The sequence below is a fragment of the Pararhodobacter sp. genome (assembly GCF_034676075.1).
In the GTDB taxonomy this organism is placed as follows: Bacteria; Pseudomonadota; Alphaproteobacteria; order Rhodobacterales; family Rhodobacteraceae; genus Pararhodobacter.
Genome location: NZ_JAUCCQ010000022.1, coordinates 12,932 through 36,235, shown reverse-complemented (window position 1 = coordinate 36,235; position 23,304 = coordinate 12,932). Strand labels below are relative to the sequence as shown.

Annotated in this window: 23 protein-coding genes; 9 read left to right on the top strand and 14 right to left on the bottom strand. The window is 68.2% G+C overall.

What is annotated here, in order from left to right; all coding sequences use genetic code 11:
* The first annotated feature begins 13 nt into the window (after positions 1-13).
* From VDQ18_RS09250 to VDQ18_RS09235, 4 genes are all read left to right on the top strand, one after another.
* Positions 14-2,032 (top strand): acetate--CoA ligase family protein, encoded by a 2,019-nt coding sequence (locus VDQ18_RS09250; protein ID WP_323020653.1) that lies wholly within the window; start codon positions 14-16, stop codon positions 2,030-2,032.
* A complete protein-coding gene (locus VDQ18_RS09245) occupies positions 2,029-2,823 on the top strand; it encodes a carnitinyl-CoA dehydratase (protein ID WP_323020652.1) in 795 nt (264 codons plus the stop codon). Before VDQ18_RS09250 ends, VDQ18_RS09245 begins: the two co-directional genes overlap by 4 nt.
* Positions 2,824-3,067: 244 nt before the next feature.
* Positions 3,068-4,387, top strand: a complete 1,320-nt coding sequence (locus VDQ18_RS09240; protein ID WP_323020651.1) for a 3-deoxy-D-manno-octulosonic acid transferase — start codon at positions 3,068-3,070, stop codon at positions 4,385-4,387.
* Between the two features lie 32 nt (positions 4,388-4,419).
* On the top strand, positions 4,420-5,358 hold the full coding sequence (locus tag VDQ18_RS09235; RefSeq protein WP_323020650.1) for a glycosyltransferase family A protein: 939 nt from the start codon (positions 4,420-4,422) through the stop codon (positions 5,356-5,358).
* On the opposite strand, the gene VDQ18_RS09230 is transcribed toward VDQ18_RS09235, so the two are convergent.
* Positions 5,350-6,468, bottom strand: a complete 1,119-nt coding sequence (locus tag VDQ18_RS09230) for a hypothetical protein (RefSeq protein WP_323020649.1) — start codon at positions 6,466-6,468, stop codon at positions 5,350-5,352. The genes VDQ18_RS09235 and VDQ18_RS09230 overlap by 9 nt on opposite strands.
* A gap of 248 nt (positions 6,469-6,716) precedes the next feature.
* On the opposite strand from VDQ18_RS09230, the gene VDQ18_RS09225 reads away from it, so the two are divergent.
* The 5 genes from VDQ18_RS09225 (at position 6,717) to VDQ18_RS09205 (ending at position 10,915) form a co-directional block, all read left to right on the top strand.
* Positions 6,717-7,175: a cytochrome c gene (locus tag VDQ18_RS09225; RefSeq protein ID WP_323020648.1), complete on the top strand. Its 459-nt coding sequence runs from the start codon at positions 6,717-6,719 to the stop codon at positions 7,173-7,175.
* A 7-nt stretch (positions 7,176-7,182) separates the two neighbouring features.
* Positions 7,183-8,097 carry a cytochrome c gene (locus VDQ18_RS09220; RefSeq protein ID WP_323020647.1) on the top strand — a complete coding sequence of 305 codons (915 nt, stop codon included), beginning with the start codon at positions 7,183-7,185 and terminating at the stop codon, positions 8,095-8,097.
* Between the two features lie 258 nt (positions 8,098-8,355).
* On the top strand, positions 8,356-9,399 hold the full coding sequence (gene alr / locus VDQ18_RS09215) for an alanine racemase (protein WP_323020646.1): 1,044 nt from the start codon (positions 8,356-8,358) through the stop codon (positions 9,397-9,399).
* A complete protein-coding gene (locus tag VDQ18_RS09210) occupies positions 9,396-10,178 on the top strand; it encodes an MlaE family ABC transporter permease (RefSeq protein ID WP_416235098.1) in 783 nt (260 codons plus the stop codon). The genes alr and VDQ18_RS09210 overlap by 4 nt, the downstream gene beginning before the upstream one ends.
* Positions 10,175-10,915 (top strand): ABC transporter ATP-binding protein, encoded by a 741-nt coding sequence (locus VDQ18_RS09205; protein WP_323020645.1) that lies wholly within the window; start codon positions 10,175-10,177, stop codon positions 10,913-10,915. The genes VDQ18_RS09210 and VDQ18_RS09205 overlap by 4 nt, the downstream gene beginning before the upstream one ends.
* Positions 10,916-11,289: 374 nt before the next feature.
* On the opposite strand, the gene VDQ18_RS09200 is transcribed toward VDQ18_RS09205, so the two are convergent.
* From VDQ18_RS09200 to VDQ18_RS09140, 13 genes are all read right to left on the bottom strand, one after another.
* Complete coding sequence (locus tag VDQ18_RS09200; protein ID WP_323020644.1) at positions 11,290-12,234, bottom strand: FliM/FliN family flagellar motor switch protein; 945 nt, start codon at positions 12,232-12,234, stop codon at positions 11,290-11,292.
* Positions 12,235-12,388: 154 nt separating this feature from the next.
* Entirely contained in the window at positions 12,389-14,056 is a 1,668-nt protein-coding gene (locus tag VDQ18_RS09195; RefSeq protein WP_323020643.1) for a ribonuclease J, read from the bottom strand.
* Positions 14,053-14,832, bottom strand: a complete 780-nt coding sequence (locus VDQ18_RS09190) for a type III pantothenate kinase (RefSeq protein WP_323020642.1) — start codon at positions 14,830-14,832, stop codon at positions 14,053-14,055. Before VDQ18_RS09190 ends, VDQ18_RS09195 begins: the two co-directional genes overlap by 4 nt.
* 12 nt (positions 14,833-14,844) lie before the next feature.
* Entirely contained in the window at positions 14,845-15,585 is a 741-nt protein-coding gene (locus tag VDQ18_RS09185; protein ID WP_323020641.1) for a biotin--[acetyl-CoA-carboxylase] ligase, read from the bottom strand.
* Complete coding sequence (gene nuoN / locus VDQ18_RS09180) at positions 15,575-17,014, bottom strand: NADH-quinone oxidoreductase subunit NuoN (protein WP_323020640.1); 1,440 nt, start codon at positions 17,012-17,014, stop codon at positions 15,575-15,577. The genes VDQ18_RS09185 and nuoN overlap by 11 nt, the downstream gene beginning before the upstream one ends.
* 13 nt (positions 17,015-17,027) lie before the next feature.
* Positions 17,028-18,614, bottom strand: coding sequence for an NADH-quinone oxidoreductase subunit M (locus VDQ18_RS09175; RefSeq protein ID WP_323020639.1), 1,587 nt, complete (start codon positions 18,612-18,614; stop codon positions 17,028-17,030).
* Entirely contained in the window at positions 18,614-20,578 is a 1,965-nt protein-coding gene (gene nuoL / locus VDQ18_RS09170; protein ID WP_323020638.1) for an NADH-quinone oxidoreductase subunit L, read from the bottom strand. The genes VDQ18_RS09175 and nuoL overlap by 1 nt, the downstream gene beginning before the upstream one ends.
* A 5-nt stretch (positions 20,579-20,583) precedes the next feature.
* Complete coding sequence (gene nuoK, locus VDQ18_RS09165) at positions 20,584-20,889, bottom strand: NADH-quinone oxidoreductase subunit NuoK (RefSeq protein ID WP_323020637.1); 306 nt, start codon at positions 20,887-20,889, stop codon at positions 20,584-20,586.
* A gap of 57 nt (positions 20,890-20,946) precedes the next feature.
* A complete protein-coding gene (locus tag VDQ18_RS09160) occupies positions 20,947-21,390 on the bottom strand; it encodes a hypothetical protein (RefSeq protein ID WP_323020636.1) in 444 nt (147 codons plus the stop codon).
* A gap of 2 nt (positions 21,391-21,392) precedes the next feature.
* Positions 21,393-21,830 carry a hypothetical protein gene (locus tag VDQ18_RS09155; protein WP_323020635.1) on the bottom strand — a complete coding sequence of 146 codons (438 nt, stop codon included), beginning with the start codon at positions 21,828-21,830 and terminating at the stop codon, positions 21,393-21,395.
* Positions 21,827-22,273 (bottom strand): hypothetical protein, encoded by a 447-nt coding sequence (locus tag VDQ18_RS09150; RefSeq protein WP_323020634.1) that lies wholly within the window; start codon positions 22,271-22,273, stop codon positions 21,827-21,829. The genes VDQ18_RS09155 and VDQ18_RS09150 overlap by 4 nt, the downstream gene beginning before the upstream one ends.
* 3 nt (positions 22,274-22,276) lie before the next feature.
* Positions 22,277-22,891 carry an NADH-quinone oxidoreductase subunit J gene (locus VDQ18_RS09145; protein WP_107750190.1) on the bottom strand — a complete coding sequence of 205 codons (615 nt, stop codon included), beginning with the start codon at positions 22,889-22,891 and terminating at the stop codon, positions 22,277-22,279.
* Complete coding sequence (locus VDQ18_RS09140; protein WP_107750189.1) at positions 22,888-23,298, bottom strand: carboxymuconolactone decarboxylase family protein; 411 nt, start codon at positions 23,296-23,298, stop codon at positions 22,888-22,890. The genes VDQ18_RS09145 and VDQ18_RS09140 overlap by 4 nt, the downstream gene beginning before the upstream one ends.
* Positions 23,299-23,304 lie beyond the last annotated feature (6 nt).

Genomic DNA, 23,304 nt, shown 5'->3' with positions numbered 1-23,304 from the left:
TTGGAGAACAAAGATGGGCAGCGCGCCCGCGATCCTCTCGCCCAATCCGCGTCTGTCGCGCCTGCTGCGCCCGCGCTCCATCGCCGTTCTGGGCGCCGGTTGGGCGCAGAATGTGATCGAGCAATGCCGCAAGATGGGCTTTGACGGCCCCGTCTGGCCGGTCCATCCCACCCGCGCCGAGATCGCCGGCGTGCCCTGTCTGCGCTCCCTGGCCGAGTTGCCGCAGGCGCCGGATGCCGTCTTCATCGGCGTGAACCGCTTCGCCACCCTCGAGGTGGTGCGCGAGCTGGCGGCGATGGGCGCGGGGGGCGCGATCTGTTTCGCCTCGGGCTGGGAGGAATCGGGCGAGGCCGGGTTGCAGGCGCAGCTGGTCGCGGCAGCGGGCGAGATGCCGATCCTCGGGCCCAATTGCTATGGGGTGATCAATTACCTCGATGGCGCGCTCCTTTGGCCCGACCAGCACGGCGGGCGGCGGGTCGAGCGCGGGGTGGCGCTGATCAGCCAGTCGTCCAACATCGTCATCAACCTGACCATGCAGGCGCGCGGCCTGCCGGTGGCCTATGTTGCCTGCCTGGGCAATGCCGCGCAGGTGGGGCTGGCGGAACTTGCGGGCGCGGTCCTGGCCGATGAGCGGGTCACGGCGCTGGGCCTGTATGTCGAGGGGATCGACGACGCCCCCGCCTTCGCCGCACTGGCCGAGGCGGCGCGGGCGGCGGGCAAGGGCATCGTCGTGGTGAAATCCGGCAAGACCGAGGCCTCGCGCGCCGCCGCCGCCTCGCATACCGCCGCCTTGGCGGGGGGTGGCGCGGCCTCCTCCGCCTTCCTGCGGCAGGTGGGCGTGGCCGAGGTCGACACCCTGGGCGCCCTGATCGAGGCGTTGAAGATCCTCCATGTCCACGGGCCGGGGCTCGGCGCGCGGCTCTGCTCGCTCTCCTGCTCGGGGGGTGAGGCGGGGCTGGTGGCGGATCTGGGCGCGAAGGCGGGCGTGGTCTTCGAGCCGCCGACGGACGGGCAGAAGGCGCGCCTCGGCGCCGTGCTGGGGCCGCTGGTGACGCTGGCCAACCCCTTGGATTACCACACCTTCATCTGGGGCGACGGGCCGAAGACCGAAGCCGTCTTCACCGCCATGCTGGAGGGCTATGACGCCGGGATCTTCATCATCGACCCGCCGCGGCCCGACCGCTGCGACCCCGCCAGTTTCGAACCCGCGATCCGCGCCATCGAGGTGGCGCAGGCCGCGACCGGCAAGCCCGCCTTCCCCGTCGCCTCGCTGCCCGAGAATTTCGACGAAGACCGCGCCATCGCCATGATCGAGCGCGGCGTGGTGCCGCTCATGGGGCTGGAAACCGCGCTGGAGGCGCTGGTCGCGGTGCAGCGGCCTGCGGGGCTGGCGGGCTGGCGGCCCTGGGGCGTGATGCCCGGGGGTGAGGCCGTGTTGATCGATGAGGCGCAGGCGAAGGCGATGCTGGCGGCCGCCGGCGTCGCCGTGCCGAAGGGCGTGACAGCAGAGGACCTCGCCACGCTGGACGCGCGCGGCCTGACCGCCCCCTTCGCGCTGAAGGGCCTGGGCTTTGCCCACAAGACCGAGGCCGGGGCGGTGCGGCTGGGCGTGACCGACCCCCGCGCCGAGGCCGAGATGCCGGGCGCCGCGGGCTATCTTTGCGAGGAGATGGTGACGAATGGCCTGGCCGAGCTGCTGGTCGGCATCCGCCGCGACCCGGTCTATGGCGCGACCCTGACCCTGGGTCTGGGCGGGGTGACGGCCGAGCTTCTGGCCGATACGGTGACGCTGGTCGCCCCGGTGACGCGGGCCGAGGTCGAGACGGCGCTGCAGGGGCTGCGGCTCTGGCCGCTGCTCGACGGCTGGCGGGGGCGCGCGAGACCGGCGGTCGGCCGGGCCATCGACGCCGCGCTGGCGATGCAATCAATGATGGCGGCCGATCCGGCGCTGCAGGAGATCGAGGTGAACCCGCTGATCCTGACGGCGACGGAAGCGGTCGCGGTGGACGCAGTAATCTGGAGGCAGAGATGAAAGACCTGACCGAGGGCCCGATCAAGACCCGCCGCGAGGGCGGCATCCTGGAGGTGACGCTGGACCGGCCCAAGGCCAATGCCATCGACCTGGCCACCAGCCGGATCATGGGCGATGTCTTCAAGGATTTCCGCGATGACGAGGGGCTGCGCGTGGCGATCCTGCGGGCCGAGGGCGAGAAATTCTTCTGCCCCGGCTGGGATCTGAAGGCGGCGGCCGGGGGGGATGCCGTGGACGGGGATTACGGCGTCGGCGGCTTCGGCGGCTTGCAGGAACTGCCGAACCTCAACAAGCCGGTGATCGCCGCCGTCAACGGCATCTGCTGCGGCGGCGGGCTGGAACTGGCGCTGAGCTGCGACCTGATCCTGGCCTCGGACACCGCCAGCTTCGCCCTGCCCGAGATCCGCTCGGGCACCGTGGCCGACGCCGCCTCGATCAAGCTGCCCAAGCGCATCCCCTATCACGTCGCCATGGACCTCTTGCTGACCGGCCGCTGGTTCGACGTCGATGAGGCGAAGCATTGGGGCCTGATCAAGGAGATCTGCCCGCCGGACGAGCTTCGTGCCCGCGCCTGGGAGCTGGCGCGGCTGCTGGAATCCGGCCCGCCGCTGGTCTTTGCCGCCATCAAGGAGGTGGTGCGCGAGGCCGAGGCGATGCGCTTCCAGGATGCGCTCAACCGCATCACCAAGCGCCAGTTCGCCACCGTCGACCGGCTCTATGGCTCGGAAGACCTGCACGAGGGGCAGCGCGCTTTCACGGAAAAACGCGATCCGGTGTGGAAGGGCCGCTAGACCCGTCCCACGCGTGGGACACGCCCCTTCGTCCGGCGAAATCAACCGCTTGTCCTTGCGGGTTATCCTCGCGTCCAGACCTGCCCCCATCTTTGCGCCCTAAATATCCCGGGGGGTCCGGGGGGCAGCGCCCCCCGGCTGGTCGCCCGAGGAGCCCGTGCGCAAGCACGGGGGACGAGGGCGAAACCCCTCGCCCTTGCGCGGGCGCGGCGGCGCGGCTATCCCCGCCGGGAAAGGATCCCGCATGCCGCTCCTCCTGCGTCTCTATCTCGCCTTCGCCGCGGTCTCGGCGCCGTTCTGGCGGCTGGTGCTGTGGATCCGGCAGCGTCAGGGGCGCGAAGATCCGCGGCGCGGGCGCGAGAAGCTGGGCCATGCCTCGCAATCCCGGCCCGAGGGCGTGCTTTTGTGGTTCCACGCCGTCTCGGTCGGCGAGGCGCAGGCGCTGGTGACATTGCTCGACCGGCTGACCGCCGCCCATGCCGACCTCAACATCCTGCTCACCACCCATACCACCGCCTCGGCCGAGGCGCTTGAGCGGCGCGGCCTGCCCCGGCGGGTGATCCATCAATTCGCCCCCGCCGATTATCCCGGCGCGCTGAATCGCTTCATGGCCCATTGGCGCCCTGACGCGCTGATCGTGGCCGAGGCCGATCTCTGGCCGCTGATGCTGCGCAAGGCGCGCCGCGCCGGGCTGCCGATGGTGCTGATCAACACCCATGTCACCGAGCGCCGCTATCGCCGCCGCCGCCGGATGGTCGCCACCAATGGCGCGCTGATGGACCTTTTCGACCGGATCCTGGTGCAGGATGCGGAATCGATGGCGCGTTACCGCGATCTGGGGGCGCCTGCCGCGAAGATGTCGGTGATGGGGGTGCTGAAGGCCGCGTCCGACCCCCTGCCCGACCGGCCCGAGGCCCGCGCCGTGCTGGAGGCCCAGATCGCCGGGCGGCCGGTCTGGCTGGCGGCCTCGACCAAATCGGTGGAAGAGCCGCAACTCATGCAGGCGCAGGGGCTGGCGCTTGAGGCGCTGCCCGATCTCCTCTTCCTCATCGCGCCGCGCAAGCCCGCCGAGGCTGACGGCACCGAAGCCGCGGCGCGGGCCCATTTCCCGGCCGGGGCCATTGCCCGCCGGTCGCGCGGCGAGCCGATCACCGCCGCGACCCGGGTCTATATCGCCGACACGATCGGCGAGATGGGCCTCTGGTATCGCCTCGCGCCCGTCGCCTATACCGGCAATTCGCTGCGCGTGCCGGGCGTGACGCTGACCGGCAAGAACCCGTTCGAGGCCGTGGCCCTGGGCGCGCTGGTCCTGCACGGCCCCGATACCGGCAATTTCGCCGAGGCCTATGCCCGGCTCAAGGCGGCGGGCGGGGCGCTGGAAGTGGCGGATGCCGCCGCCATGGCCCGGGCCGTGGTCGCAGCGCAGGACCCCGCCTTCCGCGCCCCCTATCTGGCCGGCGCCGCCCGGGTGCAGGCCGAGAACCAGCACCCGCTGGAGGTCTCGCTCAAGGCGATGGAGGCGGTTCTGGACGGCCTTCTGGACGGGCGCCCCGCCTCGCGCTAAGCCCGAAGTCTCAGATTGAAGGAGGGCCAGGCATGCCAGACGACCCCCGGGGGGCCCTGACGGTTGCGGTGATGACCTACAACCGGCCCGCGCATCTGCGCAATTGCCTGGACGCGATCGCCCGGCATCTGCCCGGCGTGCTGGTCCTGGTGCTGGACGACCGCAGCGACGACCCGGCGCAGGTCGCCCTGCTGGCCGAGGTCGCGGCGGCGGGCGTGCAGGTGGTGACCGGCAAGGCGGGCGAGGAATGGCACGGCGGCCTCTATGCCAACATGCAGAAGGCGCTCGACCTGTGCCGGACGCCGCTGCTGCTTTATCTGCAGGACGACACCCAGCTCGTGCGCAGCCCCGGGACCGAGGAGGTCGCAGCGGTTCAGGAGCTTCTGGAACAGCCGGGGGCCGGGTTCGTCTCGCCGTTTTTCGTCAAGGCGCGCAAGGGCTTCCAGTGGCGCGGGCGGTTCACGCCCTCGGCCGATGGCCAGTTCCTCCTGCCGGGGATCAACGCCCGGAAGGGCCGCCGTCACCTGAGCTATTCCGACATCTGCATCGCCCATGTGCCCAGCCTGCGGGCGGCGGGCTGGACCTTCGTCGGTTCTGAGGGCGCGAATTCCGGGCAGGCGGCGCGGCTCTTCCCCGCGGGCATGGCGCTGATGCACGCGCCCTGGGGCTTCTATTGTCCCGAGGTGCCGGTCTTCCGCTACCGCTCGCGCGGGCATACGCTTGCCGGGCGGATCGCCGCGCGACGGGCCGGGGACAGCGTGAAGCGGTTCCGCGCGCTGTCGCCCGACCGGATCGCCGCGCTGCGGAACCGGGCGCCGGGCCTTCTGCCGCTGGCCGAGAGCTGGCTTGAGCCCGAAGATCCGCGCGTGCGCCGTCCCTTCGTCTATGCCGACATGCAGCGGTCCCGCTGGCTGTGGCTGCTGCACAAAGGCGAGCTGGCGCTCAGGCGGCTCACCGGCAGGTCAGGCTGACCAGAGCGCTTCGAGCGCCGGATCGCGCTGCCAGGCGCGTTCCCCGGCCGTGGCCTCGCGCCCTTCCTTCCAGCGCATCGAGATGTCGTGGCAATGCGCGAACCAGAATTCGGGCGAGGCCTTGAAGGCCGCGCGCGGTAGCGCTTCCAGCGAATGGGTCATCCAGGACCAGCCGGCCAGCGCGCCATCGGGGCGGATCACGTATTTCGTCGGGCAGGGTTTGCTGCGCGCCGGGTCAATCCAGAGGTGGTCGGCATGCCGCGCGCGCTGGCCCGATGGGACGCGCGAAAAGCGCCAATAGCCCGGCACCGTCAGGAACCCCAGCTTTCGCGCCACCGCCGCGTCAAACACGCTGCGCCCGCTGGTCGAGATCATCAGCTCGTCGATATCGCACGACAGCACCGCCCGCGCGCGGGTCAGGTAGAGGTCGCGGTGCAGGTTGGCGATCGCCGTCTGCAGGAAGCGCGCCTGCGAGGCGCGGCGGCAGATCGCCGAACTCGGCCCGTAGCGGAAGGGCACCGAGGTCACCCGCAGGCCCTTGAGGAAATCGAGCCGCGACAGCCGCTCGGCCAGCTCCCCGGGCGTATAGGCGGTGCTGCCGTTGTCGGCGATCACCAGCCCGTTGGCCCCGTGGTGGCGGTGGTGATAGGTGATCCAATCCTCGATCCAGTCCAGATCGTTGTTCTGCGACATGGTGTAGAGGGTGTTGAGCCCGGCCAGCGCCTGCAGGTCCTGGGTCAGGACCGGCAGGCTCAGCCGCTGGCCCGCCACCTCCATGAAAAGCGTGCCGACCGGCCGGTCGAGCGGGAAATCCGCCGTGACATAGCGTTTGAAGCGGCGCAGCCGGGGGGCGGGCAGCGGCCCGGCCTCGGTCTCGTAACGCGCGCTCCGCAGCAGGGGGTGCAGGTTCAGCCCCGGCGGCCCGAAGAGCCTGAGCCGCCCCTCGCCCGCCAGCCAGACCGCCCCGTACCACAGCGTCACGTCGTCATAACGCGCCCTGAGCACCGGATCGTCGGTGCGGAAGCGCGACAGATACGGCAGGCGACGACGGGGACCATCGGGCGGAGCGACAATGCCTGTCAGGGTCTGGATCGGGCGGGGCTCGGGCATGGGGGTTCCGGGGTGAACAGACGCGGCGGACCCTAGCCCTTGCCCGGCGGCGCTTCAAGCCGGATGCCGGGCGGGCAAGGTTTGGCGCGACAAGAAGCAGATATTGCACATATGCAGCAATCCGCCCCTCTTCTGTGCGATCATTCACAGAATATGTGCAGGCCGAGAGGGGCGATCACGCATTCGCGAGAAGTCTCGCACGGAATGCGTGCTTATCCTGTTCCCGGATCGACAACAGGGAGACCTCGATGCCTCGCCTTCTGACTGCGCTCGCCACCGCCGCAGCCCTCGCGCTGCCGACGCTCGCCACCGCCCAGGACATGAACCCGAACGTCGCGGCCCGCCATGCGGTCATGGACGTTCTGGCCTATAACCTGGGGCAGATCGGCGGCATGGCTCAGGGCCGCATGCCCTATGACGCGGCCGTCGCCTCGACCGCCGCCAACAACATCTATCATCTGGCCATGCTGGACATCGGCCCGATGTTCCCCGAGGGCACCGACAATGCCTCGACCGAAGGCTCGCGCGCGCTGCCCGCGATCTGGAGCGACATGGACGGCTTCAACGCCCGCTGGGCCGCGCTGCAGACCGCGGCCGAGGCGATGAAGGACGCGGCCGGGACCGACCTCGCCTCGCTGCAGGGTGCGATGGGCGGCCTCGGCGGCGCCTGCGGCGCCTGCCACCAGACCTATCGCCAGCCGCAGTAAGCACCGCATGCTGGCGCGCCTGGGTACACTCGCACTGGTCCTCGCCGCTGTCGGCGGGGGCGCTTTCTGGGTGCTGACCAGGCCCGCCAGCCTGTCGGCCGACACGCTGGCAGCGCTGCAATCGCACAGCGCCGATCCGCAGCACGGCGAACAGGTCTTCTGGACCGCCGGCTGCGCGTCTTGCCACACCGCGCCTTCGGTCGATGCCACGGCTTCGACCGAAGCGCGGATGGTTCTGGCCGGGGGGCGCAGCTTCGTCACGCCCTTCGGCACCTTCCGCGCGCCCAATATCTCGCCCGACCCCGAGGCCGGGATCGGCACCTGGACGCTGGAGCAATTCGCCACCGCGGTGATGCTGGGCGTCTCGCCCGAGGGGGCGCATTACTACCCCGCCTTCCCCTACACGACCTATACCCATGCCACGCCCGGTGATATCGCCGACCTCTGGGCCTATTGGCAGATGCTGCCCGCAGATCCCACGCCCTCGGCCGCGCATGAGGTGGGTTTCCCCTTCTCGATGCGGCGCGGGCTGGGCCTGTGGAAGATGCTGAATTTCGACCCGGCCTTCGCCACGCCGGTGCCCGAGGATCCAGAGGCCGCGCGCGGTCATTATCTGGTCGAGGCTCTGGGCCATTGCGCCGAATGCCACACGCCGCGCGATGCGCTGGGCGGGCTCGACCGGTCTCAATGGCTGGCGGGGGCGCCCAATCCTGTGGGCGAGGGGCGGATCCCGGCCCTGCCGCCGCAGGGGTGGACCGCCTTCGATATCGCCGCCTATCTGGAAACGGGCTTCACGCCCGAATTCGATACGGCAGGCGGCGAGATGGCCGATGTCGTCGCCAACATCAGCCGGATAGCCGCCCCGGACAGGGCGGCCATCGCGGCCTATCTCGTGGCGCTCAGAGCATCGCCCAATCCGTGAAACGGTGGGTCGGTGCCGGCTTCTGAGGGGCCGGTTTCTGGCTGCTCTTGCGCGTTTGGGTCGACATTGTCCTTGCCTTTGTGTCTGCACGATACGTTTCGAATCGCGCCCGTTACATCACTCTGTCGAAGTGCCTCCGCAAGAGGTTCAAACGGAAACGTGTCCAATTTGAGGCGATTTATCCACAGGCCCAGCGGAAGTCCGCCCGGCGCCTTTTCGCCCTTGACTAAAGGGGCTCCTGCCCCCCAAACCTGCGCCATGACTTCCGCGCGCCTGACCATCGACCTCGACGCCGTCGCCGCCAATTGGCAGCGGCTTTCCCGCCTGTCGCAAGCCGAGACCGGCGCCACGGTCAAGGCCGATGCCTATGGGCTGGGGGCCGGGCCGGTGGTCAAGAAACTGGCCGGGGCCGGGGCGCGCACCTTCTTCGTGGCGCTGGCCGAAGAGGGCGCGGCGATCCGCCAGGCACTGGGCGCCGGGCCGCGGATCTTCGTCTTTTCCGGCCATATGGCGGGGGATGCGCCGAGCCTGCGCAACCTCGACCTGATCCCGCTGCTGAATTCGGCCGAACAGCTGACCCGCCACGCGGAATCGCTGGCCGGTCACCCGTTCGGCATCCAGCTCGACACCGGGATGAACCGGCTGGGGATGGAGCCCGCCGAATGGGCCGCGGTCCTCGCCGTAGGCCTGCCCGGAGCGCCGCAGCTGGTCATGTCGCATCTGGCCTGCGCCGACGAGCCGCAGCATCTGATGAACCTCGGCCAGCTGGGCGCCTTCCTCGAGATGACCGAGGGCATGTCCGCGCCCCGCTCGCTGGCGGCGACCGGGGGCATGCTGCTGGGGCCGGACTACCATTTCGACCTCTGCCGTCCCGGCATCGGCCTTTACGGCGGCGCCCCCTATGACGAGGCGCTGCCGGTCGCCACGCTGTCGCTGCCGGTGGTGCAGGTCCGCGATGTCGAGCCGCACGAGGCGGTGGGCTATTCCTGCACCTGGGTCGCGCCCCGCCCCTCGCGTATCGCCACGGTCGCCGCGGGCTATGCCGACGGGCTGTTGCGCACGCTTTCGGGCAAGGCGATCCTCTGGGCGGGCGAGATCCCCTGCCCCGTCGTCGGCCGCGTGTCGATGGACCTGATCACCGTCGATGTCACCGACCTCGACAGCGACCCGGTGTCGCTGGATATTCTGGGACCGCGGCAGGACGTCGACGATCTGGCGGAACTGGCCGGGACCATCGGCTACGAGATCCTGACCTCGCTCGGCAACCGCTACCGCCGCCGCTATGTCGGGGCGCCCTCGTGAACCCGGTCGCGACGCTGGGCGCCACCGGCCGCGGTGTGGCCGGGGCGCTGGGCGCGCTGGGCCGGTTCGTGGGCTTCACCGGTCAGGCCCTGGGCTGGATGCTGCGCCCGCCCTTCCACCTGCGTGAGGTCGCGGCGCAGCTGGTGCAGATCGGCTGGCTGTCGCTGCCGGTCGTCGGCATGACCGCGCTCTTCACCGGCGCGGCGCTGGCCTTGCAGATCTTCGCGGGATCGGCCCGCTACGGCGCCGAATTCGCCGTGCCCTCGATCACCGCCATCGGCATGGTGCGCGAACTGGGCCCGGTCTTGGGCGGGCTGATGGTGGCGGCGCGCGTCGCCTCCTCCATCGCGGCCGAGATCGGCACGATGAAGGTCTCCGAACAGCTCGACGCGCTGAAGACGCTGGCGGTGGAGCCGATGCAATTCCTGACCGTGCCCCGGCTGGTGGCGGCGACGCTGGCCATGCCGGTGCTGGTGGCGGTGGGCGATTCCATCGGCATCCTCGGCGGCTATGCGGTCGGCGTCACGCGGCTCGGCTTCGACGGCCCGACCTATCTGCGCAACACGCTGGATTTCCTGGAATTCTGGGACATCGCCTCGGGGCTCGTGAAGGGCGCGGTCTTCGGCTTCCTGGTGGCGCTGTCGGGCTGCTATTTCGGCATGAACTCGGGCCGCGGCGCGCAGGGTGTGGGCGAGGCGACCAAATCGGCGGTGGTGCTGGCCTCGGTGCTGATCCTCGCGTCGAATTACCTGCTGACCGAAGCGTTCTTTTCCGCATGATCCGGGCCGAGGCATTGCACAAGGCCTTCGGGCGGAAGACGGTCCTGCGCGGGGTCAGCTTCGAGGTGCCGAAGGGCCAGAGCCTGGTGGTGATCGGGGGCTCCGGCACCGGCAAGTCGGTGCTGCTGAAATGCCTGCTGGGGCTGGAGCGCGCCGATAGCGGCGAGGTCGAGCTGGCCGGGTTGAAGAACCCGACACCCCATGCCGTCGCCCCGCATATCGGCATGTTGTTTCAGGGTGCGGCGCTCTTTGATTCGCTGCCGGTCTGGCAGAACGTCGCCTTCCGCCTGATGCGCGGCACCGGCCGGATGGGCCGGGTCGAAGCCAAGGCGCTGGCGGTCGAGAAACTGGCCCGCGTGGGACTGGGCCCCGAAGTCGCGGATCTCTTCCCCGCCGAGCTGTCGGGCGGGATGCAGAAGCGCGTGGGGCTGGCCCGGGCCATCGCCGGCGATCCGCCGGTTCTGTTCTTCGACGAACCGACCGCGGGGCTCGACCCGATCATGTCGGCGGTGATCAACGCGCTGATCCGCGGCATCGTCACCGAGATGGGGGCGACGGCGCTGACCATCACCCATGACATGCGCACGGTGCGCGATGTCGCCGACCGGGTGGCGATGCTGCACGAGGGCCGCTTCCACTGGCAGGGCCCGACCGCCGAGGCCTTCGGCTCGGACGACCCGGTGCTGCGGCAATTCACCGAAGGCCGCACCGAAGGCCCGATCCCGACACTGCGCTGAGATGTCGCCCTCGACCCTCGGGCGACCGAGGCGGATGTGAGCGGCGTCTCGGAAACGCGCCAGGGGCGCGGCCGTTTGAGCCCCCCGCGCCCCTGCCAAGGGGGAATCCCCCCTTTAGCCCCGAGGGCATCCCCATAACATCGGGGAAGGCGAACGAAAGGTCGCGCCGTCGGACGCCGCCCCGACCTCTGCGTAACACCGCCACCACAGGTCCAACGCCCGTGTTGAGCGAACTGCGCCCCGCCCCTTCACTTTGCTGAAAATACGCAATCCCCCGATCCCCACCGCCCGCTGCCCCCACAGGAAGCGCCGCGCTGACCTGAGGCAGCGGGCCGCAGGCGGGGTGGGCGGGCGGGAGCCTGCGGCCCGCTGCCTCAGGTCTCGTCCTCGGGCAGGTCCAGGGCCATGGGCGCCATGGCGGCCATCATCGGGAAGTCCGGCGCTGCAACCTCCTCGTCCTCCAACGGAGCTGCGGCGGGCATCGCCCGGCCCGGGGGCGCGGCGTCGAGCATCGGCGATTGCGGCAACCCGCCGGGCCATCCGGTCAGGCGCACCGCCCGCATGCCGCGGGTCTGGCCCAGCCGCCCCACCGCCTGCACCGCGCCATCCAGCGCCACCAACTGCACTTCCTCCAGGTTCGAAAGCGGCAGCGTCAGCATGCTGCCCGGCCCCAGCGCCAGAACCTCGGCCAGGGGCAGCGTCACCCGGCCCAGCTCGGCCCTGAGCGAGGCGGGCGCCCGCATCACGGCGGCGTTCAGCGCCTCGGACCAGTCAAGGGCCGGTTCCTCGCCCGCGGCGGCGATCACCTCGGCCTCATCGGGGCGCGGCAGGGCCAGCATCAGCCGCAGCGGCCGGGTGACGCTGCCCGAGACGACCACGGCGGTCAGCGCCACCAGATCATAATCGATCTCTTCCAGGATCACCGGCAGCAGGCGATGGTCCGCCACCGGACGGCTGCAGCGCAACCCTGACAGCGGGTCCTCGGCCCCGAGGCCCGCCAGCGTGGCGTCGATCACCTCGGCCAGCAGGGCGGCATCGGTCGTCGTCGGGCGGCGCGGCCCGGTGGGACGGGCGGCGAGCCGGCCCATGGTCATCGCCTCGATCACCGCGCCGAAGCCTTCCTGATCCATCAGCGCCAGCGCCGGGGCCTCGGCCCCGGTCAGGAGCGTCACAAAGGCCTCGGGATCAATGGAATCGAGAAGTTCCGCCAGGCTCGCCTGTTTGCGATGCGTCTCGGGCTCCTCCGCCACCAGGGGCGCGGCGGCCGAGATCGCCCGCCCGAAGGCGCGCGCCAGCAGCGCGGCGGGCCCAACGGGCAAAGCCGCCTCCTCCGACGGAGGGGGCGGCCGCGGCGCCAGCTTGCGCCTCAGGACGGGGTCGCGATCGTGAACACTCATGGGCGAAAATCCTGCAACCCCGGCAGGATCGCAGGCACCCGTTAAGAAAGCCTTGCGCCAAGTCGGCCCAAGGGCCTCAGTCCGACAGGCGGCTCACCACCACCGTAACTTCGGGCTTCTTGCCGATCTCGTCGACGCAGCAGATCCGCACCCGCTTGCGCAGCGCCTCGATCAGCTTGTCGTCCGAGGCCAGGACCTTCTTGCCGGTACGCTCCAGCTCTTCGGCCAGCTCGTCCTCGATCACCTCGGCCAGCGGGCGTTTCGAGCGGCCCTCGCGCGCCAGGCCCATGCAATCGGCCCAGGCGTCGCCCATCGGCAGACCGTCCTCGTCGATGATCAGTGTGACCATGACCAGCCCGTTCAGCGCCAGTTTCATCCGCTCGCGCACGATCCCGTCCAGCGCCCCATAGACCGCCGTCCCGTCGAGGTAGAGCCGCCCGGTATCGACGTATTCCGCCACCACCGGGTCGCGACCCGTCAGGTCCAGCATCGTCCCGTTGGGGGCGATGGCCGAGGCCATGCCGCGCCGCTGGGCCAGCATGGCGTGCTGGCGCAGGTGGCGGTGTTCGCCGTGCATCGGAATCAGGACGCGGGGGCGCACGAGGTCATGCATGCGCTCCAGATCAGGCCGGTTGGCGTGGCCCGAGACGTGGTACTGGCCCTGCGTGTTGTCGGCCACCTCGACGCCCTGTTCGCTGAGCGCGTTGACGATCTTCAGCACGTCCTTTTCGTTGCCCGGAATGGTCATCGAGCTGAAGAGGAAGGTGTCGCCCTCCTTCAGCTGGAAGCCGAGGTACGAGCCGCGGGACAGCTGGGCCGAGGCGGCGCGGCGCTCGCCCTGGCTGCCGGTCACAATCAGCATGACCTTGTCGCGGGGCATGTCGACGGCTTCCTCCGCCGGAACGGTCGGCGGGAAATCCACCAGCAGCTTGGCCTCGGTCGCGGTGCGGACCATGGTCTGCATCGCCCGACCCAGCAGGCAGACGGAACGCCCCGCGGCGCGCGCGGCCTTGGCCAGCGTGCGGACCCGCGCCACGTTCGAGGCGAAGGTCGTCGCCACCACCAGCCCGGGCGCGCCGCGCACCAGATCGGTGATCGCCTGCGGCAGCGAGCTTTCCGAGCGGCCGGGATGCGGCGAGAAGATGTTGGTCGAATCGCAGACCATCACATCGACGCCCTTGTCGCCGATGGCGCGGTAGAGATCCTCGTCAAACGGGTCGCCGACGCCCGGCGCCATGTCGAGCTTGAAGTCGCCGGTGTGGACGAGGCGCCCGGCGGGCGTCTCGATCAGCATGGCCGAGGCTTCGGGCAGCGAATGGGCGATGGGCAGGAAGCGGACGGCGAAGGGGCCCAGCTCGATCGTTTCGGACGGGTCGAGCGTGACGATCTGGTCGACCGGCTGCCCGGCCTCCAGCATCTTCTTGGCGGCGATGCGAGCGGTGAAGTCGCGGGCATAGACCGGCACACGCAGCCGCGACCACAGGTGACCGAGGCCGCCGACGTGGTCTTCATGCGCGTGGGTGATGAAGATCCCCTCGATCCGGTCGCGGCGGGCTTCCAGCCAGGCGATGTCGGCCATGATCAGGTCGACGCCGGGCGTGCCGTCCATATCGGGGAAGGTCACGCCGAGATCGACGACGATCAGCCGCTCGCGGTTCTTGGGTCCGTAGCCGTAGACGTAGGTGTTCATCCCCACTTCGCCGGCGCCGCCCAGCGGCAGGTAGATCAGGCGGTCGTTACTCATGCGCTGGCGCGTTCCCTGTTGTGACGGTTGATCAGCATCAACCCGTGCATGGTCAGATCGTCTTCGACCGAGTCGAAGATGTCGGTGCCCTGATCGAAGAGCGAGGCGAGACCGCCGGTGGCGATCACCTTCATCGGGCGTTCGCGCTCGATGCGAATCTGTCGTACGATGCCTTCGACAAGCCCGACATAGCCCCAGTAGATGCCCGACTGGATACAGGCAACCGTATTCGTGCCGATTGCGCTCTGCGGTTTGGTCACATCGACATGCGGAAGGGCCGCGGCGGCCATATGCAGGGCTTCCAGCGAGGTGTTCACCCCGGGGGCAATCACCCCGCCGATATAGGCGCCGTCGCTGTCCACCACGTCAAAGGTGGTGGCGGTGCCGAAATCCACCACGATCAGGTCGCCGCCATGGCGGTCGTAGCTGGCGACGGTATTGACCAGCCGGTCGGGGCCTACGGTCGTGCCCTGATCCACGCGGGGCGCCACGGGCAGGTCGCAATCGGGCTTGCCCACCACCAGCGGGCGGCAGTTGTAATAGCGGTCGGCCAGGACCCGCAGGTTGAACACCACCCGCGGCACGGTCGAGGAGATGATCACATCGGTGATCGTCGCCTCGATCCCCTTGAGGTTCATCAACGTGCTGAGCCAGACATAATACTGATCGGCGGTCTGGCGGTGATCGGTGGCGGTGCGCCAGGTGGCGATGAACAGGTGGCCGTCCCAGATCGAGAACACGGTATTGGTATTGCCGCAGTCGATGCAGAGCAGCATGGCGGGTCTCCGTCAGGGAAAGAAGATGTCGGCGGCGGGGATGGCGCGGCGGCCCTGGGGCGTGACCAGCACCAGCGAGCCGGACTCGTCGATGGTCTCGAACGTGCCGCGGAATTCTTCGGTCAGGGTGCGGGCGATCAGCGGCTGGCCCAGACGCGCGACGCCGTTGAGAAAGGCGGTGCGGATGGGATCGAACCCATAGGTCCTGAGCCGCGCGTCCCAGCGGGCGAAGGCGGGTGCCAGCCGGTCGAGCAGCTGTTCGGGCGTCAGGGTGATCCCCGTCTCGCTGCGCAGATTGACGGGCGGGAAGGCCGCGCCCGGCTCGGGCTCGGGCGAGGCCTTGAGATTGACGCCGATGCCGATGGCCAGCACGCCCGCGCCGGGGCTTTCCAACAGGATGCCCGAGAGCTTGCCGCCATTGAGCAGCACGTCATTGGGCCATTTCAGCGCGAAGGCATCGGGCAGATGGGTAAGCTCGGCCAGCGCGTCCCGCAGCGCCAGTGCCGCAACGAAGGAGCGCAGCGCCAGTTTGGCGGGCGGCTCGTCCATGCGCTGGATCAGGGTGGCGGCGAAGTTTCCGGCCGGATCGGTCCAGGCCCTGCCCCGCCGTCCCCTGCCCGCGGTCTGGCGATGCGCCAGGATCCAGGTGGGAGAGCCCAGCGACGGCGCGCGTCGCTGGGCTTCCATCATGGTGCTGTCGGTTTCCTCCAGCACCAGCTTCTCATGGCCCGGGGGCCAGCCCTCAGTGGACAAGTGCCTGCGCCGCGATGGCTGCCGCGCCCTCGATCCCGAAGAGGTTGACGACACCGAGCAGGGTGACCGCCGCCGCCGCCAGCGTCAGCCAGCGCTGCGCCGGGGCGCCGTCGTTGTCCAGCGCGTCCACTTCGGTACCGAAATACATGAAGTAGACGATGCGCAGGTAGTAGAAGGCACCGATCACCGAGGCGATGACACCGACCACGGCCAGCGTGACATAGCCCGCGCCGATGGCCGCGGTCAGCACCGCGAACTTGGCCCAGAAGCCGATCAACGGCGGCACCCCGGCAAGGCTGAACATCAGGATCAGCAGCGCCAGCGCCTGGATCGGCTGGGTCTTCGACAGCAGGTTCAGGTCGTCGATGGCGACCACCGGGCGCCCCTCGCGCCGCATGGTCAGCATGAAGGCGAAGACGCCGATCGACATGGTGACATAGATCGCCATGTAGAGGAGCGTCGCCTTCACCCCGGCCTCGTTCCCCGCGGTCAGGCCCAGCAGCGCGAAGCCCATGTGCGAGATCGAGGAATAGGCCATCAGGCGTTTCAGGTTGCGCTGGCTCAGCGCCCCGACGGCACCCACAACCATACTCAGACCGGCCAGCAGCGCCAGGATCTGGCCCCAGTCGCCCGGCGCATGACCGAAGGCGTCATAGGTCACGCGGGCCAGCAGCGCCATGGCGGCGACCTTGGGCGCGGTGGCGAAGAAGGCGGTGACCGGGGTCGGCGCGCCCTCGTAGACGTCGGGCGTCCACATGTGGAAGGGCACGGCCGAGACCTTGAACGCCAGACCGGCGATCATGAACGCAAGCCCCATCAGCAGGCCGACCGGCAGGTGGTCGCCGTGGATCAGGCTGGCGATCCCGTCGAAGCGGGTGGTGCCGGCATAGCCATAGACCAGCGAGGCGCCATAGAGCAGCAGGCCCGAGGCAAGCGCGCCGAGGACGAAGTACTTAAGCCCCGCCTCGGTCGCCTTCACGCTGTCACGGCGGAAGGCGGCCAGCACGTAAAGCGCCAGCGATTGCAGCTCCAGCCCCATATAGAGGGTGATCAGGTCCTGGGCCGAGACCATGACCATCATCCCCACCGTCGCCAGCGAGACGAGGATCGGATACTCGAACTTCATCATCTTGGCGCGTTCGAGGTAATCCATCCCCATGACCAGCACCGCGGCGCTGGCGAGCAGCATCGCCATCTTGGCGAAGCGCGAGAAGGCATCCTCGACGAAGAGGCCGCCAAAGGCGGTCTGCGCCTCGGGTCCCTGCACGCCCACAAGGATGGCGAGCAGGATCATCACGGCGACCGTGGCCCAGGTCAGGGCGGCGGCCAGCCTATCCTTGCCGAAATACGCGCCCGCCATCAGCGCCACCATCGCCCAGAGCGACAGCAGGATTTCGGGCAGCGCGATCGAGAGGTCAAGCGAGGTCATCGCAGCGGGCCTTTCAGTGAGTGGGCGCCGCGGCGGCCGCGGGCGCATGGGACGCATCGGCGGCGGCGTGCATCCCGGCTTCGGCGGGCACGATGCCGTTGGCGTCGTTGTAGTGTTCAACAAGGGCCGCGGTCGACGGGCCGATGATATCGGTGACCAGCGACGGATAGACACCCAGCAGCAGGGTCATGACGATCAGCGGCGCGAACATCAGCTTCTCGCGCATGTCCATGTCGGTGATGGTCTTCAGGCTTTCCTTGATCAGCGGGCCAAAGACCACGCGGCGATAGAGCCAGAGCCCGTAACCGGCCGAGAAGATCACCCCCGTCGCGGCCACCGCGGCGACCCAGGTGTTGACCTGGAAGACCGCCATGAAGGTCAGGAATTCGCCGACAAACCCGGACGTGCCCGGCAGGCCGACGTTGGCCATGGTGAACAGCATGAACACCGCGGCGTACATCGGCATCCGGTTCACCAGCCCGCCATAGGCCTCGATATCCCGGGTGTGGATGCGGTCATAGACCACGCCCACCACGAGGAACAGCGCGCCCGAGATGAAGCCGTGCGACAGCATCTGGAAGATGGCGCCGTCGAGGCCCTGCTGGTTGGCCGCGAAGATGCCCATGGTGACGAAGCCCATGTGCGCGACCGAGGAATAGGCCACCAGCTTCTTCATGTCCTCCTGCACCAGCGCGACCAGCGAGGCGTAGACCACCGCGATGGCCGACATCCACAGGACCAGCGGCGCCCAGATCTCGGAGGCGATGGGGAACATCGGCAGCGAGAAGCGCAGGAAGCCGTAGCCACCCATCTTCAAGAGCACCGCCGCCAGCACCACCGAGCCCGCGGTCGGGGCCTGGACGTGGGCGTCGGGCAGCCAGGTATGGACCGGCCACATCGGCATCTTCACCGCGAAGGACGCGAAGAAGGCGAAGAACAGCAGCGTCTGCACGCCGCCGGCGATCTGCCAGCCCAGGAGAGTGAGCGGACCGGCGCTGAATTCGAAGGTCAGCAGCGTCGGGATGTCGGTCGTCCCGGCCTGCAGATACATGTAGATCATCGCCACCAGCATCAGCACCGAGCCGATGAAGGTGTAGAGGAAGAACTTGAACGCGGCATAGATCCGGTTCGCGCCGCCCCAGATGCCGATGATCAGGAACATCGGAATGAGCCCTGCCTCGAAGAACAGGTAGAACAGCACCAGATCCAGCGAGACGAAGACGCCGATCATCAGCGTTTCGAGCAGCAGGAAGGCGATCATGTATTCCTTGACGCGATGCGTGACGCCCCAGCAGGCGCCGATGGTGATCGGCATCAGGAAGGTGGTCAGCAGCACGAAGAGGACCGAGATCCCGTCGACGCCCAGCTTGTATTTCAGCCCCAGGATCCAGTCGTGTTCTTCAACGAACTGGAAACCGGTATCGGAGGCGTCGAAGTTGAACAGCAGGATCAGCGAGATGGCGAAGGTCGCCAGCGTCGCGAACAGCGCCAGCCGCTTGGCCTGCAGCTGCGTCTGGGCGTTCTCGCCATGCAGGAAGACAGCCCCGATGAAGGCTGCCACCGCGGGCAGGAAGGTGATGATGGACAGAAGGTTCAACATCAGTGCGCCCCTCCGGAGAGCGTAACGTAGGTCACCAGTACCGCGATCCCGAGGACCATGGCGAAGGCGTAGTGATAGAGGTAACCGGACTGGGCGCGGGCATAGACGCGGTTCAGCATGGGCAGGACGTTCATCGACAACCCGTTGAGGAAACCGTCGATGGTGTTGCCGTCGCCGCGCTTCCACAGGAAACGGCCGATGGCGAAGGCGGGACGCACGAAGATCGCGTCATAGATCTCGTCGATGTACCACTTGTTCAGCAGGAAGCGGTAGAGGATCGGCTGGTTCTCGGCCAGTTTGACCGGGAGCCGGGGGTTGACGATGTAGAAGAGGTAGGCCAGCACCAGCCCCAGCAGCATGGCGACGAAGGGCGCGGTCTTGACCCAGGCCGGCGCCTCATGCGCGTTGTGGATCGTGTGGTTGCTGTCCAGCATGGTGATCGAATGGCCGAACCACTCGTGCACCGCCTCGTGCGAGCCGAAGAAGGGCGTGTACCAGACCATCCCGGCCAGCACCGCACCGACCGAGAGCACGGCCAGCGGGATGAGCATGGTCATCGGGCTTTCATGGGCGTGGTCATGGGTGTGGTGGTCGCCGCGCGGGGCACCGAAGAAGGTCAGGAACATCAGGCGCCACGAGTAGAACGAGGTCATGGCCGCCGCGATCACCAGCACCCAGAAGGCATAGATCATCTCGCCGCCGAAGGCGCTTTCGATGATCGCATCCTTCGAGATGAAGCCGGCGAAGCCGATATGCGTGAGCGGGATGCCGACGCCGGTGATGGCCAGCGTGCCGATCAGCATGGCGTAATAGGTGTAGGGCATCTTGTGGCGCAGGCCGCCGTAGTTCCGCATGTCCTGTTCGTGGTGCATGCCGTGGATCACCGAGCCCGCGCCGAGGAACAGCATCGCCTTGAAGAAGGCATGCGTCAGCAGGTGGAACATGGCGACCGAATAGACGCCGACGCCCGCCGCCACGAACATGTAGCCCAGCTGCGAACAGGTCGAATAGGCGATGACACGCTTGATGTCGTTCTGCACCAGACCCACGGTCGCCGCGAAGAAGGCGGTGAGCGTGCCGATGAAGACGATGAAGGTCCGCGTGTCGGTGGCGTATTCCATCAGCGGCGACATGCGGCTGACCAGGAAGACACCGGCGGTGACCATGGTCGCGGCGTGGATCAGCGCCGACACCGGGGTCGGGCCTTCCATCGCGTCGGGCAGCCAGGTGTGCAGCAGGAACTGCGCCGATTTGCCCATCGCGCCGATGAAGAGGAAGAAGCAGGCGGTGTTCAGCGCGTTCCAGTCGGTCCACAGGAAGTGGATGGTTTGCTGGCTCAGCTGCTCGGCCGAGTGGAAGATGTCGTCGAACTGGATCGAATCCGTCAGGAAATACAGCATCATGATGCCGATGACGAAGCCGAAGTCGCCGACCCGGTTGACCACGAAGGCCTTGATCGCCGCGGCCGAGGCCGAGGGTTTCTTGTAATAGAAGCCGATCAGCAGATAGGACGCGAGGCCCACCCCTTCCCAGCCGAAGAAGATCTGCACCAGGTTGTCCGAGGTGACCAGCATCAGCATGGCGAAGGTGAAGAGCGAGAGATAGGCGAAGAAGCGCGCCCGGTAATGCTCGTGATGGGTCCAGTTGTCGTCATGCGCCATGTAGCCGAAGCTGTAGAGGTGCACGAGCGCCGAGACCGTGGTCACCACGATCAGCATGACCGTGGTCAGCCGATCGATGCGGATCGCCCAGTCGCCGACCAGGGTCCCCGAGTCGATGAAGCGCAGGATATGGACCGTATAGGCCTCGCCGTCATAACCGAGGAACAGGGCCCAGGACAGGATCGCCGACAGGAACAGCAGCGCCGTGGCGATGACCTGGCCGGTCTTCTCGCCGATGGCTTTCCAGAAGAGGCCCGAGATGATCGCGCCGACCAGCGGTGCAAAGAGAAGGATCGTCGCCATCACACTCAGCCTTTCATCACGTTGACGTCTTCGACGTCGATCGTGCCGCGGTTTCGGAAGAAGGTGACCAGGATCGCAAGGCCGATGGCGGCCTCGGCGGCGGCGACGGTCAGCACGAACATGGTGAAGACCTGGCCGACCAGGTCGCCCGAATAGCTGGAGAAGGCCACCAGGTTGATGTTGACGCTGAGCAGGATCAGTTCGATCGACATCAGGATGACGATGACGTTCTTCCGGTTCAGGAAGATGCCGAAGATCCCGATGACGAACAGCGCTGCCGCGACTGTCAGGTAATGCTCAAGTCCCACCATTTGGTCCCTCGTTCTCGTCTTTCGGCGCGTCGGGCGCACCGGTTGTTTATTCCCGCGTTACTGGTCGCGGATCAGTCGGCAGCCGCAGCTTTTATAAGCCATGCGGCGCAATTCCGTGGTTTCGCCAAGGGCGCCCAGACGCGCGGCCATGTCGGCCAGCGTCACCTCTGCGGCGCCGTGGATCATCTCGTCCCAAAGCGACAGGCCCGCGGCCGTCGGCCAGCGCGCCAGGTCGTCGGGACCGGACCAGACGATGCCTTCCCCCGCCCCGCAATCCTCGACCACTTTGAGGCGGCGGTGCTCGGCGGCAGAGACCGTCTCGTAGGCGACGAAGCCGGGGCCGAGCGGGTCGATGAAATAGGGCGAAAGGCCGCTCTCCTCGGTCGCCCCGGGGAACGGGTCCAGACAGCGCGGTCCACCGCCCGGCACGACGTCCATGGGTTCGTCGGCCAGCGCCGGGCTGGCCAGCGCGATCAGGATCAGGAGGGGCGCGAAACGCATGCTCACCGTCCCCCCGCCACGCGACAGGCGCAGCTTTCATAGGCAACGCGGGTCTGCGCGACATTGGCGCCGAGATCGTGACCGATGCGCGCCAGATCGTCGAAAGTATAGGTCTCGTCCGCTTCCAGCGCGTGCAGGAGAGCGTCGGACAGCGCGCGGGCTTCCTGCGGGTCCACGGACTCGGCGTCGGGGACGGGATAGAGCGTCGCCGCCACGCGGTCGCGGCTGGCGCAATGCTCGACCACCACCTCGACGCCCCAGGGATCGCCCGTGCGTTCGTAGAAGACCAGCCCGCCCGGATAGACCAGCGGGTTGTACTCGCCCTGCACCGCCTCCTGCCGGGCCAGACCCGGGCCCGAGCATTCGGACTGGATCAGGATCGGCTGGGCGAAGGCAGCACCCGGGGCCAGAACGAGCGACAGGAGGAACGTCCGGTTCATTGCCCGGCCTCCATCCCGCAGGCGCAGCTTTGCCAGCTGACGCGTTGGGTCCGCCCCTGCCCGCCCGCGGCGACGGCCCAATTGGCCAGATCGGCGAGCGTCTGCTCTTCGCTGTCGTTCAGGGCGGTGAAGACCCGCTCGCGATAGGCGTCGATGCGGGTCCAGGGGGTGTCGGTCTCTTGCGGGATGGGCAGTTCCGCCGCCATCCGCCAGCGCGAGGGACAATGCTCGACGACGATCTGGATCGCGTCGCGCCCGTCGAGCGGATAGCGGTCATAATAGACGATGCCGTCCGCATAGCGGGTGGGGGTGTAATCCCCCAGCGCGGCTTCCTCCGGCGCCAGCGACGCACCCGAGCACAGCGGCGCCACGGGGGCATCCGCCCCCGCCGCGCCGATGCCCGAGAGCATCGCCAGTCCCGTGAAGATGCCGTGCATCGCCATGGATCAGAGCCCCTGCCCCGGTTTCACGTCTTTCAGTTCCATCGCCTTGGCCGGGTCGCGCCACATCTGGTGCAGCACGTTCTGGCGCTTGACGTCGGTGCGGTGGCGCAGGGTCAGCACGATGGCGCCGATCATGGCGACCAGCAGGATCAGACCCGCCACCTGGAACAGGATGAAATACTGGTCGAACAGGATCATCCCCAGGGCGCGGGCGTTATCCACCTGCGCGGCATCGGGCGCGGGCGCCATGTGCAGCGCGGCCGAGCCCTCGGCCGAGGTCCAGGCACCATAGAGCAGCGTCAGCTGCATCAGGATCACCAGCCCGACCAGCGCCGCCAGCGGGAAATAGCGCACCATCTCGGCCTTCAGCGCGGCGAAGTCGATGTCGAGCATCATCACCACGAAGAGGAACAGCACCGCGACCGCGCCGACATAGACGATCATCAGCAGCATCGCCAGGAACTCGGCCCCCAGCAGCACGAAGAGCCCGGCCGAGGACAGGAAGGTCAGGATCAGCCACAGCACCGAATGCACCGGGTTCTTCGCGGTCACGACCAGCAGGCCCGCAATCACCGCCACCACGGCGAAGGCATAGAAGGCAAAATCGGCAACGCTCATGCGTCCTTCTCCTTGGTTTCCGCAAAAACGCCCTGGGCGATCTCCAGTGCCTTCTGCATGGCGGGCAAGCCGCCGAACATGCTCATCTGCCAGATCACCTCGGCGATCTCGCGTTCCGTGGCCCCGGCCTCAAGCGCGTGGCGCACGGTCATCTTCAATTGAGGCTCGGCCTGCGCGCCCAGCACCGTCAGGGCGGCGATGGTCACCAGAAGCCGGGTCTTGGCGTCCAGCCCCTCGCGGTTGAAGGTCCGGCCGAACCACATTTCCATCATGTCCTTGGACATGGTGGGGAACATCTTGTCGAAGCCCGAGAGGTTGAGATTTTCCAGCGCAGGGTTGAAGGCCCGCAGCATTTCCTGCGAGCTTTCCATCATCTGCTGGATCATCTTGGTATAGGCTTCGGTCATGGGCGG

Excerpts from the sequence above, each read along its gene's own strand:
- VDQ18_RS09240 (WP_323020651.1), top strand. The coding sequence starts at position 3,068 with ATGCCGCTCCTCCTGCGTCTCTATCTCGCCTTCGCCGCGGTCTCGGCG.
- VDQ18_RS09145 (WP_107750190.1), bottom strand. The coding sequence starts at position 22,891 with ATGAGCGTTGCCGATTTTGCCTTCTATGCCTTCGCCGTGGTGGCGGTG.
- VDQ18_RS09155 (WP_323020635.1), bottom strand. The coding sequence starts at position 21,830 with ATGAACCGGACGTTCCTCCTGTCGCTCGTTCTGGCCCCGGGTGCTGCC.
- nuoL (WP_323020638.1), bottom strand. The coding sequence starts at position 20,578 with ATGGCGACGATCCTTCTCTTTGCACCGCTGGTCGGCGCGATCATCTCG.
- VDQ18_RS09225 (WP_323020648.1), top strand. The coding sequence starts at position 6,717 with ATGCCTCGCCTTCTGACTGCGCTCGCCACCGCCGCAGCCCTCGCGCTG.
- VDQ18_RS09150 (WP_323020634.1), bottom strand. The coding sequence starts at position 22,273 with ATGGCGATGCACGGCATCTTCACGGGACTGGCGATGCTCTCGGGCATC.
- VDQ18_RS09175 (WP_323020639.1), bottom strand. The coding sequence starts at position 18,614 with ATGTTGAACCTTCTGTCCATCATCACCTTCCTGCCCGCGGTGGCAGCC.
- alr (WP_323020646.1), top strand. The coding sequence starts at position 8,356 with ATGACTTCCGCGCGCCTGACCATCGACCTCGACGCCGTCGCCGCCAAT.
- nuoK (WP_323020637.1), bottom strand. The coding sequence starts at position 20,889 with ATGGTGGGACTTGAGCATTACCTGACAGTCGCGGCAGCGCTGTTCGTC.
- VDQ18_RS09235 (WP_323020650.1), top strand. The coding sequence starts at position 4,420 with ATGCCAGACGACCCCCGGGGGGCCCTGACGGTTGCGGTGATGACCTAC.
- VDQ18_RS09140 (WP_107750189.1), bottom strand. The coding sequence starts at position 23,298 with ATGACCGAAGCCTATACCAAGATGATCCAGCAGATGATGGAAAGCTCG.
- VDQ18_RS09230 (WP_323020649.1), bottom strand. The coding sequence starts at position 6,468 with ATGCCCGAGCCCCGCCCGATCCAGACCCTGACAGGCATTGTCGCTCCG.
- VDQ18_RS09245 (WP_323020652.1), top strand. The coding sequence starts at position 2,029 with ATGAAAGACCTGACCGAGGGCCCGATCAAGACCCGCCGCGAGGGCGGC.
- VDQ18_RS09190 (WP_323020642.1), bottom strand. The coding sequence starts at position 14,832 with ATGCTGCTCTGCATCGACTGCGGCAATACCAATACCGTGTTCTCGATC.
- VDQ18_RS09160 (WP_323020636.1), bottom strand. The coding sequence starts at position 21,390 with ATGCGTTTCGCGCCCCTCCTGATCCTGATCGCGCTGGCCAGCCCGGCG.
- VDQ18_RS09220 (WP_323020647.1), top strand. The coding sequence starts at position 7,183 with ATGCTGGCGCGCCTGGGTACACTCGCACTGGTCCTCGCCGCTGTCGGC.
- VDQ18_RS09205 (WP_323020645.1), top strand. The coding sequence starts at position 10,175 with ATGATCCGGGCCGAGGCATTGCACAAGGCCTTCGGGCGGAAGACGGTC.
- VDQ18_RS09250 (WP_323020653.1), top strand. The coding sequence starts at position 14 with ATGGGCAGCGCGCCCGCGATCCTCTCGCCCAATCCGCGTCTGTCGCGC.
- VDQ18_RS09195 (WP_323020643.1), bottom strand. The coding sequence starts at position 14,056 with ATGAGTAACGACCGCCTGATCTACCTGCCGCTGGGCGGCGCCGGCGAA.
- nuoN (WP_323020640.1), bottom strand. The coding sequence starts at position 17,014 with ATGACCTCGCTTGACCTCTCGATCGCGCTGCCCGAAATCCTGCTGTCG.